The following is an 11,819-nucleotide window of genomic DNA, read 5'->3' as shown; positions in this document are numbered from 1 at the left end:
CCCGGGAACCATGGTCGCGGCGGTCAAGCTTCACGCACCCGGCAGGTTTTCCTTGAATTTTCCGTACGCCATCAGCTTGTCGAAGCGGCGCGCGCGCACGTCTAGCGCATTCATGCCGTGGAATTGGCGCAGCGTATCGGATAGTGCACGGCGCAGCAATGCAGCCATGCCTTTCGGATCGCGATGCGCGCCGCCCAGCGGCTCGTTGACGATCTTGTCGATCAGTCCCAACGCCTTAAGACGGTGAGCCGTCAAACCCAGCGCTTCGGCTGCTTCCGGCGCCTTCGCCGCGCTCTTCCACAAAATGGATGCACAGCCCTCGGGCGAAATCACCGAATACGTTGAGAATTGCAGCATCAGCACGCTGTCAGCAACGGCAATAGCCAGCGCGCCGCCCGAACCGCCTTCGCCGATGATGGTTGCCACAATCGGCGTTTTCAGTTCGGCCATCACATACAGATTACGACCGATTGCTTCCGACTGCCCACGCTCCTCTGCCCCGATACCAGGGTACGCGCCCGGGGTGTCGATGAACGTGAAGATAGGCAAGCCGAATTTCTCCGCAAGCCGCATGAGCCGCTCAGCCTTGCGATACCCCTCCGGGCGCGGCATGCCGAAATTGCGCGCTGCGCGCTCTTTCGTGTCGCGGCCCTTCTGCTGGCCGATCACCATGCAGGGCTGGCCGTTGAATCGTGCCAGACCGCCGACAATAGCCAGGTCGTCCGCATAAGAGCGGTCGCCGTGGAGTTCGTGGAAGTCGGTGAAAAGCTCGTTCACGTAGTCGAGCGTATAGGGGCGCTGCGGATGGCGCGCGATCTGCGACACCTGCCAGGGAGTCAGGTTGGCATAGAGATCTTTGGTGAGTTGCTGGCTCTTCTTCGACAGCCGCTCGATTTCTTCCGAAATATCGACAGCGGAATCGTCCTGAACGAAGCGTAATTCTTCGATCTTCGCTTCGAGTTCAGCGATCGGCTGTTCGAAATCCAGAAACGTGGTCTTCATATGTTCGAATCCTAAAGCATCGGGCAGCGCGTATTCTAACCGCGCCGGCCTCACTAATTTTCGGGTCGCAACTATCAATTATAAGATATCGATAGTCCGCTGGCTGCGACCGGCAATTTTAGTGATCGGCGGGGACGGGGTAAAGGCTGCGCCACATGTACCAGGTCGCGACGGTGCGCCACGGTTCCCAGTTGGCCGCGACTTCGCGCGCTTCACTGCGCGTCACGGGTTCGCCGCTGAAATAGTTGACGCTGATGGCCTGGATCAGGCCGAGATCATCGAGCGGCAGAACGTCCGGGCGCGACAAGTTGAAGATCAGGAACATTTCCGCCGTCCACCGGCCGATGCCGCGAATCTGCGTCAACTCCGAGATCACGGCTTCATCTTCCATCGATGTCCAGCTGTCCACGTGCAACGCGCCCGAAACGAAATGCTGCGCGACGTCGAGGATGTATTCGGACTTGCGCTTCGATAACCCGCACGACTGCAGCTTCGCCGGCCCCACCTTGATGAACTGCTGCGGCGCGAGCGTCGGGCACGTGCCCTCAACGCGTTTCCAAATGGCCTGCGCGGCCGTCACGGAAATTTGCTGGCCGACCACCGAACGCGCAAGCGTGGTGAACGGATCGTCGCGATTGATCAGATGCACCGGGCCGAACTTCGGAATCAGTTTCTTGAGAATACGGTCGCGCTTGACCAGGTCAGCGCACGCCTTGTCCCAATACTCGGGGCGAGCCGCTTGCGCCGACAAGCCAGGCGTCTGCACCGGCACGGTTTTCTCGGCCGTGATCGCACGCGACTTGCGGACAATCTCGCCGTCGTTCTGCGGAGCACGGACGAGCGCCTGCGTTGCGTCGCCGCTGATCTCGGTCTCATCGGCTTTCACGTCGAGCACGCCATGGGCGCCGCTGCTCACCTTCTTCAGCGACACCTTGGCTGACCCTGAAGGCGCAGTTGCCCGCACCGTCTTGCGTGCATGAACGAGACCGTTCGTTTTAGCAACGCCGTCATGGACCACGCCATTGACCGCACGTTTCTTCGATGCCGTCTTGCGTTCTCCGTCGTGGCCAGCACCATTGGCGAGCTTCGCCTCGGGCGTCGACACCTTCGACGTTTTCACCTGCGCGCGCCGCGCGACCTTGCTTGGCGGCGCTGCGATACTACCGGACGCGGCTCGTTTAGCCGGCGCCTTTCTGGCCGTTGCCATCATGCCTCCTACCTGGCGAGTCGATCAAAGGGAACGAGAGGCGCTCAAGCGCGACGCCATTCGGTCAACCCACCCGGTTTGTCTTCAAGTGCAATCCCGGCTTCGAGCAATTCGGCGCGAATCCGGTCTGCTTCGGCATAGTTCTTTGCCTGCTTCGCAGCAACGCGAGCGGCGATCTTCATGTCTATATCGGCAGGCGTGAGGTTTTCTGCACCCTCTTGACCAACCATATCTCGAGCGCTGCGCGGTGTGTCCTGAAGAAACGCACGCGGCTCACGTTGCAACAACCCGAGCACAGCGGCCAGTCCCCTCAATTGACGTGCGAGCACTGTGTCCTGCGAACGATTCACTTCGCTCGCCAATTCAAACAACACGGCGATCGCAACCGGCGTGTTGAAATCATCGTTCATCGCCGCGCGAAAACGTTGCGCATGCGCTTCGTTCCAATCGAGCGGCGCAACATCCGGGCTCACGTCTTTCAACGCTGTATACAAACGCGTGAGCGCCCCACGCGCATCTTCTATATGAACGTCGCTGTAATTGAGCGGCGAACGATAGTGTGCCCTTGCAATAAAAAAACGCACGACTTCCGCATCGAATTTTTCGAGGACTTCGCGGATGGTAAAGAAGTTGCCCAGCGACTTCGACATCTTTTCGCTGTCGATCTGCACGAAGCCGTTATGCATCCAGTAGTTCACGAACTGAATGCCCGTTGCAGCCTCGCTCTGCGCAATTTCATTCTCATGGTGCGGAAACTGCAGGTCCTGACCGCCGCCGTGAATGTCAAAACGATCGCCCAGCAAGGTGCAGCCCATGGCCGAACATTCGATATGCCAGCCCGGCCGGCCGCGTCCCCATGCCGAGTCCCAGCCGGTGTCCGGCGGCTCCCCTTCCTTCGCGCGCTTCCATAATACGAAGTCGAGCGGATCTTGCTTGGCGTCGTTTGCAGCCACACGCTCGCCCGCGCGCAGGTCTTCGATCGACTTGCCCGACAGCTTGCCGTAGCCCTCGAACTTGCGCACCGCATAGTTCACGTCGCCGTCTTTCCCCTGGTACGCGTAACCGTTCTGCACGAGCGTCTGGATCATGCCCAGCATCTGCGGCACGAAGTCGGTCGCACGGGGTTCGAGGTCGGGACGGGCCACGCCGAGCGCATCGAGGTCGTCATACATGGCCTGGATGAATCGCCCCGTCAGCGCCTTGATCGACTCGCCGTTTTCCACCGCGCGACGAATGATCTTGTCGTCGATGTCTGTGATGTTGCGCACATAAGTCACGTTGTATCCGAGCGTGCGAAGCCAGCGCTGGACAATATCGAACACGATCATCATGCGTGCGTGCCCGACATGACAATAGTCATACACCGTGATTCCGCAAACATACATGCGCACTTCTCCAGCACGGAGCGGCACAAAAGGTTGCTTGTCACGCGCGAGCGTGTTGTAGATGCGCAATGAGTTCATAGGCGATGGTGCGTGGGCCGGGACATCCGTGTTCGACTGCTGGCTAATGTTGTGACGGCTGTTGTGACGGCTTGTGCGGTTGTGACGGCGTGCTGCAGGTCAGCGTTCGTTCGCAATCGTTTCCGGCTGCCGATATCAATGGTGACAACGGTGCTTTGTGCACTGCTGCGACCCATGCTACAGGTAGCCGTGAGACGACAGCAACATCGAGAACGACAATGAGACCAGCAACGAAAACGACGTCGACGCGAACATCAGCGATATGACACGTTCCAGCAAGTTTTAGCACGTTCAACATGTTTGACCCGGCCCGGCTTCGAACTTGAAGCGCTGGGAACCGTGCGCGCCATCAAGAGAAACATGACGGTCACGCTGCGATCAAAACGGAGGCGGCCGCGAGTGGCGTAAAGACTGTCTGGACGTTCGGCGGAACGTTGCAGACGTTTTGTTAGAATGGGTCGGAGTATAACATCCAGACCAGAGCCTATGAAACCTTCAAGCGGCCGCGCATCAAGCGTTGCCAAGCTAGCGGCGACCGCCCTTGCAACCGTCACATTCGGACTTGGCGCGACTTTTTTGCCAGTTGCGCCGGTGCTCGCACAAGTCTCCACCGCCACCGCGGACGACACGCCCGCCATTGACCTGGCTATTGCGCAGAAGCAATGGCCAAGCGCGCTCGCGCAACTCGACGCACGCCTGAAGACCAATCCGCGCGACGTGCAGGCGAAGTTCAAGCGTGCGACCGTACTCGCGCGCTTGAACCGGGACGACGAAGCCATTGCCGCGTTCACCGAGCTCACCCAGGCCTACCCCGAACTGCCCGAGCCCTATAACAATCTTGCCGCGCTCTACGCCAAGAAGGGCCGCTACGACGAAGCACGCGTAGCCCTCGAAACAGCGACGAAGGCAAATCCGAGTTACGCGCTGGCGTTCGAAAATCTCGGCGATCTGTATTTGCGGCTCGCGAGCGAATCGTACAAGCGGGCGCAAGCGCTCGGATCGAAGAGTCCGTTGACGGCGCAACGTGTGGGCGACATCCAGAAGATCGTGTCGCCGCCGCCGCGACGTCGTCCGGAAGCCGCGGCTGCAGCGGCCGCGTCGGGTGCCTCGCATGTGTCCGCCGGTTCGGCGCCGGTGGCGGCGTCCTCGGCAACGGCCGCGTCTTCGTCGAGTACAACCTCTAATGACTGGACGGCGCCGGTGTCGGGCACCACGTCGGACACTACGTCCAACGACATGTCGTCGCCGCTTTACTCGCCGTTCGCCGGACCCAGCGTGCCGCTTTCGACCACGCCTTACTTCGCGCCCACGAATCCATAATTCGATGATCCGGCAGGATCGAACGTTCAGTCGGCCACGGACCTGGATGTTTGAACGTTCGACAAGTCTTCACCCGTAGCTGCTCCAACCAGAGGATCGATTACTCATGAAAAGTTTGTTGTTGGCGCTCGGCAGCGCTGCACTCATTGCCCAGGCGCCCGCCTTCGCTCAGTCGTCGCAGACTGCTGCTCACCCGACCGTACTGCTCAAGACCTCGCAAGGCGACATCAAGGTTGAGCTGTATCCTGAGAAGGCGCCGAAAAGCGTCGCCAACTTTCTCGACTATGTAAAGTCCGGCCAGTACAACGGCACGATTTTTCATCGCGTGATTCCGGGCTTCATGATTCAGGGCGGCGGATACACCACCAGCTTCGTCGAAAAACCCACCCGCGCGCCCATTCCGCTTGAAAGCAAGAACGGGCTGAAGAACGCGACCGGCACGCTCGCCATGGCGCGCACGAGCGATCCGGATTCGGCCACCTCGCAGTTCTTCATCAACACGGTCGACAACACCGGCCTCGATTACCCCAATGGCGACGGCAACGGTTATGCCGTGTTCGGCAAGGTGGTCGCGGGCATGGACGTAGTGAAGAAGATCGAAGGCACGCCGACTACGACGCGCGGCCCAATGGGCGATGTGCCGCAAACGAACGTCGTGATCCAGTCGGCTAGCGTCGTCGGGAAGTAAGCTGGGACATCAACCTGGAAGCAAGTATCAAAACCCAGGTCGGGAACAAGTCGTAGCCGCTCGCCTTCGTGGCGAGCACGCTTGAAGCAGGCATACGCCGTGCGCATCGCGTATTGCTCCATCTACTCTTGAAAAGGAAAGGAACTCATCATGGTCGAACTGCATACGAATCACGGCATCATCAAGATCGAGCTGAACACTGAGAAGGCTCCCAAGTCGGTCGAAAACTTTCTGAACTACGTAAAGAAAGGTCACTACGACAACACGGTGTTCCATCGCGTGATCGACGGCTTCATGATCCAAGGCGGCGGTTTCGAACCGGGCATGAAGCAAAAGCCGACGGACGCACCTATCGACAACGAAGCGAACAACGGCCTGAAGAACGAGCACGGTTCCGTCGCCATGGCGCGTACCAACGACCCGCATTCGGCCACCGCGCAGTTCTTCATCAACGTCGGTGACAACGAGTTCCTGAACCACTCGTCGCCGTCGCCGCAAGGCTGGGGTTACGCGGTGTTCGGCAAGGTCGTGGAAGGCCTCGATATCGTCGACAAGATCCGCAAGGTCAAGACGGGCTCGAAGGGCTTTCATCAGGACGTGCCGGTGGATGACGTCGTGATCGAAAAGGCTGTCGTCGCCGGGGAATGATCGACTCGATGCACAGCGTGATCGGAACAGAAAAAGCCGAAACAGCGGGCGCGAAAGATACAGCGCGCCCGCTGTTTTTCATTTCCGATCTCCATTTGAGCGACGCCATTGCGCACACGGTGGCGGCGTTCGAGCATTTCATCGAAGTGACGGCAAACGATGCCGACTCGGTGTTCATCCTCGGCGACCTGTTCGAATTCTGGGTCGGCGACGATGTGCTGGATGAATCGGTGCCCGGGCCACGCGCCGCGTTCGCGAGGCGCATGACGGCGTTGATGCATACCTTGTCCGACCGCGGTATTGCGTTGTACGTGATGCACGGCAACCGCGATTTCCTGCTCGGCAAGCGTTTCATGCGGGCCGCCGGGGCACTGCCGATGCCCGATCCATTCGTTATCACGGCGTTCGGCACGCGCATCGTGGTGGCGCATGGCGACGCGCTCTGCACCGCCGACCCCGCGTATCAGCGCTTTCGCCGGTTTGCGCGTAACCCGGTTGCGCAACAACTTTTCTTGAGCTTGCCGTTGAAGCTGCGCTTATCGATTGCGGAGCGCATGCGCTCGACCAGCGAAGACGGAAGGATGCGTCCGGCGCAGGCGAAATATGACGTGACGCGCGAAGCGGTGGCGCAGTTGTTCGCGAGCACCGGCACCCACACGATGATCCACGGCCATACGCATTTGCCCGCGCATCATCGGGAAACCGATGGCGTTCGCTGGGTCATGCCGGATTGGGAACTGGATCACGGCGAGCCACGCGGCGGATATCTGCGCGTGGACGCCGAAGGTATTCGGGCGTTGCCGCTGGAGTGAACTCAAACGGCCGGTTTCTTTCGTGCCAATGCCCGATGGAAACCCGCCCTTGCTTTCAGCGCCGTGCTACTTCGCCTTTCATTGCATCGGAAAGACGCTTCAGATCGATGAACGCGGCGTTCTCGACGCCGCTGATCGCATCTATGCGCGTGCCTAGTTTCTCAAGCGCCGCAACAATTTCGTCCACGCGATGCGCTTGCGTAGACGCGTGATCGATCAGGCCGTGGATGGCAAGCGACATGGGATCGTCGGCGTTCGGCGTGATGCCGTATGCGCAGAACGCCGCGCGCTCAGGCACGCCGGACTCTTTTTGCGCGGGTTTGACGGCTGCCGGCATGACCACGCGCGCCGGATTGCCCACCGCCGTTCCGCCCGCCGGAACCGACTTCACCACGACCGCGTTCGAACCAATCTTCGCTTGCGCACCAACCGTGAACCCGCCGAGCACTTTCGCGCCCGCCCCGACAATCACGCCGCGCTCAAGCGTTGGATGCCGCTTCGCGCCCCGCGCGAGCGACGTGCCGCCAAGCGTTACGCCTTGATAGATCGTGCAGTCATCGCCAATTTCCGCTGTTTCGCCGACCACCACGCCCATACCGTGATCGATGAACACCCGCCGTCCAAGCGTCGCGCCGGGATGGATCTCGATGCCCGTCATGAAACGCGCGAACTGTGAGACAAATCGAGCGAGCCAGCGCCAGCCCTCGCACCAGCAGGCGTGCGCAATCCGGTGCAGGACGACAGCATGAAAGCCCGGATAACACGTCACGATTTCCCAGGCGCTGCGGGCGGCCGGATCGCGCTCGCGGATGGCGGCGATGTCTTCGCGGAGTCGATTAAACATGGCAGTAGCTCTGTGGGTGACCAGGGTGCCGACTCTCGGAAGCGCGGCTCAGCACGGATTCGGGAATCGATAGTTCAATTTCCGCAGATTGTAGGGCGAGCCGTGAAAGTTCGCTGCGATGCCCCCGCTGGCAAAGCGGTCAGGGGTTGGTGTGTCGGCGTTGATGACCGGATGCGCGAGCGGCGAAACGCGGGCGGTGCGCGACTTGTCTTCGCCTTTGCCTGGTGGCATAAAACTACTGCCTCCCTACGATTTTGACGCGCTTAAGATCTTCCTATTGCTTGATCTTCAGAAGAATATGCTTGGCTATACCCCGCAGAATGTTCACCTCCTCGTGCTCCAGTCCCGAGCGTGAAAAAAGCCGTCGCAGCCGCGACATCAGTTTCTTCGGGTTGGCCGGGTCGAGGAAATCGAGTGTGACTAACGCCTGTTCCAGATGCGTGTACATCCCTTCTATCTCGTCGCTGGACGCGCTTGGGGCAGACGTTGCAGCGCCCGCCGTCGCGAAAATGGCTGGCATTGCGTCCGCGTGACCGAGTAGCGCGAGCCGCAGCTCGTAGGCCAGAACCTGAACCGCCTGCGCCAGATTCAGCGAGCTATAGGCGGGATTCGCCGGAATGTGCGCGAGCGCGCTGCAGCGTTCTACGTCGGCATTCGACAAGCCCACGCGCTCGTTACCGAACACCAGCGCAATGGCGCCCGAATTTCCGCCGCGCCCCTGCCCCACGAACTCGCAGGCTTTCTCTGCAGCGGCGCGCGGCGCCATCTGCGGCGGCCCATATTCCCGCGAACGCGCCGTCAACGCGATCGACCAATGCACGCCCGTCAGGGCATCGGCGAGTGTTTCGACAACTTGCGCCGACGCGAGCACGTCGTCGGCGCCGCTCGCCATCGCGATCGCTTCCGGCTCGCACGTGACGAACGCGATTTTTGGCGCGACGACGACCAGCCGGGAAAATCCCATCGTCTTGAGCGCGCGCGCCGCCGCGCCGACATTGCCGGGATGGCTCGGCTCGACCAGCACGAAGCGGGTTGACGCAAAAGCGTCGTCTGGGCGATCCGGGGAGTGTGATGAGGGGTTCAGGTCCAAGGGGAAACACTTGCCGGAAGGTTGAAAGAAACGTCATGGTATCGCCGCGCGGCCCATCCGGCGACCTATCCGACGACTTATCCGGCGACATAAGCTGCTCGCACGCCACGCGCCGGCGGCCGACTCGGGTAAAATAGCCCGTTCGCGCGTGTCCGCTGTTGCAAGTCGCTGTAATCCGGCGCTATTGCAGTTCAAAGAAGGCACGCGCCCCGCTCTTCTTCAATTCGTTGCCGTCGACACACGTCGTTTTTGCCCGCTGGCTGGGGCAGTTTTCCGTTCGGGGTTGAGACTTCACGCGCGTGCGTGGAGCGCAGCCGCCGGCCAAAGGACTATTTTCATGCATCCGATGCTCAATATTGCTGTCAAGGCCGCTCGCCGCGCCGGACAGATCATCAATCGCGCGTCGCTGGACCTGGACCGCATCCAGGTCAGCAAAAAACAGCATAACGACTTCGTGACGGAAGTCGACAAGGCTTCCGAGGCAGCGATTATCGAAACGCTGACCACCGCCTATCCGAAGCACTCCATCCTCGCTGAGGAATCCGGCGTGCAGGACAAAGACTCGGAGTTCCAGTGGATCATCGATCCGCTCGACGGCACGACCAACTTCATCCACGGATTCCAGTATTACTGCGTCTCCATCGCGCTGGCCCACAAGGGCATCATCACGCAAGCGGTGGTGTACGACCCCACTCGCAACGACCTTTTCACTGCGTCGCGCGGCAGCGGCGCTTATCTGAACGAGCGGCGCATTCGCGTGGCAAAACTGGATCGCCTCGGCGACGCGCTCGTCGGCACGGGTTTCCCGTTCCGCGACGGCGCGGGGCTTGACGCATATTGCAAGCTCTTCTCGCAGATGACCGAAGCCTGTGCCGGCTTGCGTCGCCCCGGCGCCGCCGCGCTGGATCTCGCGAATGTGGCCGCAGGCCGGCTCGATGCGTTCTTCGAGCAAGGCATCAACGCATGGGACGTGGCGGCGGGCAGCCTGCTGATCACCGAAGCGGGCGGTCTGGTGGGTAACTACACCGGTGAATCGGATTTCTTGCACAAGAGCGAGATCGTGGCGGGCAATCCGAAGGTCTACGCGCAGATGATCAAGATCCTCGATCCCTTCACCACCACGCGCCAAAGCGCCTAGGGGTTGAAAAAGCGGTTGAAAAACGATTGAAAAAGGCGGCTGCGGCCGCCTTTTTTGTTTGAGCAGGCGGAGCCCCATTCCGTACGCGGTGTCGCAGCGGCTTCGGCCTGGCTTTCGTACGCTTGCCGAAACGCGCTGCGGGCGTCCGAAAGCCTGACGCTCCCCGCGCATTTCTGCGCGCCGCCGCCGGCTCCGCTAAAGTGTCCTGCTCGCCGTTCGCGGTATTCCTCCCCCTTTCTGCCGCCGTTCCTCTCCGTCTAATGAAAAAAGGCTTCTATACGATCATTGCAGCGCAGTTCGTTTCGTCGCTCGCCGACAACGCGCTGCTGATCGCCGCCATAGCGATGCTTTCGGTGATGCATTCCGCGTCGTGGGTCACGCCGCTGTTGCAGATTTTCTTCACGGTATCGTATGTGCTGCTCGCGCCGTTCGTGGGTGCATTCTCCGATTCCATCCAGAAACGCTATGTCATGTTCGTCTCCAACGCGCTGAAGGCCGGTGGCTGCGCGCTGATGATCCTTGGCGTGCACCCCATGATCGCTTACGGCGTGGTCGGTCTCGGCGCCGCCGCGTATTCCCCAGCGAAATACGGCATCCTCACCGAGCTTTTGCCGCCCGAAAAGCTCATCCCGGCCAACGCGTGGCTTGAATCGGCAACAGTTGGATCGACGATTCTCGGCACGGTGATCGGCGGTGCGCTGGTCAGCCAGTACGTGCAGCACTTCATTGGCGGCGCACATTTCGTGCTGATCCGCTCGGCCGCAGACGCCGCCATGTTCGCCGTCATGATCGTCTATGCCGCGGCCGCGGTGATCAATATCGGCATTCCGGATACCGGCGCGCGATACCCTAACCGGCTGAAGGAACCGTCAAAGCTCGTCGGCGATTTCATCCATGCATTCAAGGTGTTATGGAGCGACAAGCTGGCGCAGATCGCGTTGTGGGTCACCACCTTGCTGTGGGGCGCGGCGGTTACCTTGCAACTGTTGGTACTCAAATGGGCGGCGGCGAACCTGGGTTTGTCGTTATCAAAAGCAGCGGTGCTGCAGGGTGTGACGGGGCTCGGTATTGCGATCGGCGCAAGTGCCGCCGCCGCGTGGGTGCCGTTGCGCAGTTCGCTCAAGGTCCTGCCGATCGGCGTGGTGACGGGTGCTGTGGCTGTCGGCATGGCGTTCTACAACAAGGACCTGTTTCCGTCGGGTTCAGGCGTGCATATCGGCCCGCTGTTTGTTCCACTTTATATTTTGGGCGCGTATCCGCTGATGATTCTGCTGGGTGCGCTGTCGGGCTTTTTCATCGTGCCGATGAATGCCATCCTGCAGCATCGCGGTGCGACGCTGCTGTCCGCCGGGGCATCCATCGCGGTTCAGAATTTCAACCAGAACCTCGCCGTTTTGTCGATGCTCGGCGCGTACGCGCTTCTGCTGACGACCAACCTGCCCGTGGAATGGATTATTGTGGTGTTCGGCGTCTTTATCTGCGTGATGATGTGGCTTGCCATGCGGCGCCATGCGCGCAATGAGCGGACGGTGGATCTGGGCGCGTTGGTTGAAGAATGACGGTGTGATCAGAGTGCGGGAATGAAATCTGCTGCATGCATTGTTCGG

At 60.5% G+C, this 11,819-nt stretch carries 11 protein-coding genes; 6 read left to right on the top strand and 5 right to left on the bottom strand.

What is annotated here, in order from left to right:
- Positions 1-30: 30 nt before the first annotated feature.
- From BSU04_RS39650 to cysS, 3 genes are all read right to left on the bottom strand, one after another.
- On the bottom strand, positions 31-1,002 hold the full coding sequence (locus BSU04_RS39650) for an acetyl-CoA carboxylase carboxyltransferase subunit alpha (protein ID WP_089165662.1): 972 nt from the start codon (positions 1,000-1,002) through the stop codon (positions 31-33).
- Between the two features lie 118 nt (positions 1,003-1,120).
- Entirely contained in the window at positions 1,121-2,209 is a 1,089-nt protein-coding gene (locus BSU04_RS39645) for a DNA-3-methyladenine glycosylase family protein (RefSeq protein WP_089165661.1), read from the bottom strand.
- Positions 2,210-2,253: 44 nt separating this feature from the next.
- Positions 2,254-3,672 carry a cysteine--tRNA ligase gene (cysS, locus tag BSU04_RS39640; RefSeq protein WP_089165660.1) on the bottom strand — a complete coding sequence of 473 codons (1,419 nt, stop codon included), beginning with the start codon at positions 3,670-3,672 and terminating at the stop codon, positions 2,254-2,256.
- 453 nt (positions 3,673-4,125) lie between these two features.
- On the opposite strand from cysS, the gene BSU04_RS39635 reads away from it, so the two are divergent.
- The 4 genes from BSU04_RS39635 (at position 4,126) to BSU04_RS39620 (ending at position 7,140) form a co-directional block, all read left to right on the top strand.
- Complete coding sequence (locus BSU04_RS39635) at positions 4,126-4,992, top strand: tetratricopeptide repeat protein (RefSeq protein ID WP_089165659.1); 867 nt, start codon at positions 4,126-4,128, stop codon at positions 4,990-4,992.
- Between the two features lie 106 nt (positions 4,993-5,098).
- Positions 5,099-5,680: a peptidylprolyl isomerase gene (locus BSU04_RS39630; protein ID WP_031363942.1), complete on the top strand. Its 582-nt coding sequence runs from the start codon at positions 5,099-5,101 to the stop codon at positions 5,678-5,680.
- A 150-nt stretch (positions 5,681-5,830) separates the two neighbouring features.
- A complete protein-coding gene (locus BSU04_RS39625; RefSeq protein WP_031363941.1) occupies positions 5,831-6,328 on the top strand; it encodes a peptidylprolyl isomerase in 498 nt (165 codons plus the stop codon).
- 8 nt (positions 6,329-6,336) lie between these two features.
- On the top strand, positions 6,337-7,140 hold the full coding sequence (locus tag BSU04_RS39620; protein ID WP_089165701.1) for a UDP-2,3-diacylglucosamine diphosphatase: 804 nt from the start codon (positions 6,337-6,339) through the stop codon (positions 7,138-7,140).
- Between the two features lie 55 nt (positions 7,141-7,195).
- Here BSU04_RS39620 and cysE read toward each other — a convergent pair whose 3' ends face one another.
- Positions 7,196-7,984 (bottom strand): serine O-acetyltransferase, encoded by a 789-nt coding sequence (gene cysE / locus BSU04_RS39615; RefSeq protein ID WP_089165658.1) that lies wholly within the window; start codon positions 7,982-7,984, stop codon positions 7,196-7,198.
- Between the two features lie 274 nt (positions 7,985-8,258).
- Positions 8,259-9,074: an RNA methyltransferase gene (locus BSU04_RS39605; protein ID WP_089165656.1), complete on the bottom strand. Its 816-nt coding sequence runs from the start codon at positions 9,072-9,074 to the stop codon at positions 8,259-8,261.
- Positions 9,075-9,411: 337 nt separating this feature from the next.
- On the opposite strand from BSU04_RS39605, the gene BSU04_RS39600 reads away from it, so the two are divergent.
- Entirely contained in the window at positions 9,412-10,212 is an 801-nt protein-coding gene (locus BSU04_RS39600) for an inositol monophosphatase family protein (RefSeq protein ID WP_089165655.1), read from the top strand.
- A 260-nt stretch (positions 10,213-10,472) separates the two neighbouring features.
- Positions 10,473-11,771, top strand: coding sequence for a lysophospholipid transporter LplT (lplT, locus tag BSU04_RS39595; protein ID WP_089165654.1), 1,299 nt, complete (start codon positions 10,473-10,475; stop codon positions 11,769-11,771).
- Positions 11,772-11,819 lie beyond the last annotated feature (48 nt).

This window comes from Caballeronia sordidicola (assembly GCF_002220365.1).
In the GTDB taxonomy this organism is placed as follows: Bacteria; Pseudomonadota; Gammaproteobacteria; order Burkholderiales; family Burkholderiaceae; genus Caballeronia; species Caballeronia sordidicola_C.
Note: the sequence above shows the minus strand (reverse complement) of the source record. Positions and strands in the feature narration are given on the sequence as shown.

Bases quoted from the DNA above. Each gene is read 5' to 3' on its own strand.
- BSU04_RS39650 (WP_089165662.1), bottom strand. From the start codon at position 1,002: ATGAAGACCACGTTTCTGGATTTCGAACAGCCGATCGCTGAACTCGAA.
- BSU04_RS39645 (WP_089165661.1), bottom strand. From the start codon at position 2,209: ATGGCAACGGCCAGAAAGGCGCCGGCTAAACGAGCCGCGTCCGGTAGT.
- cysS (WP_089165660.1), bottom strand. From the start codon at position 3,672: ATGAACTCATTGCGCATCTACAACACGCTCGCGCGTGACAAGCAACCT.
- BSU04_RS39635 (WP_089165659.1), top strand. From the start codon at position 4,126: ATGGGTCGGAGTATAACATCCAGACCAGAGCCTATGAAACCTTCAAGC.
- BSU04_RS39630 (WP_031363942.1), top strand. From the start codon at position 5,099: ATGAAAAGTTTGTTGTTGGCGCTCGGCAGCGCTGCACTCATTGCCCAG.
- BSU04_RS39625 (WP_031363941.1), top strand. From the start codon at position 5,831: ATGGTCGAACTGCATACGAATCACGGCATCATCAAGATCGAGCTGAAC.
- BSU04_RS39620 (WP_089165701.1), top strand. From the start codon at position 6,337: ATGCACAGCGTGATCGGAACAGAAAAAGCCGAAACAGCGGGCGCGAAA.
- cysE (WP_089165658.1), bottom strand. From the start codon at position 7,984: ATGTTTAATCGACTCCGCGAAGACATCGCCGCCATCCGCGAGCGCGAT.
- BSU04_RS39600 (WP_089165655.1), top strand. From the start codon at position 9,412: ATGCATCCGATGCTCAATATTGCTGTCAAGGCCGCTCGCCGCGCCGGA.
- lplT (WP_089165654.1), top strand. From the start codon at position 10,473: ATGAAAAAAGGCTTCTATACGATCATTGCAGCGCAGTTCGTTTCGTCG.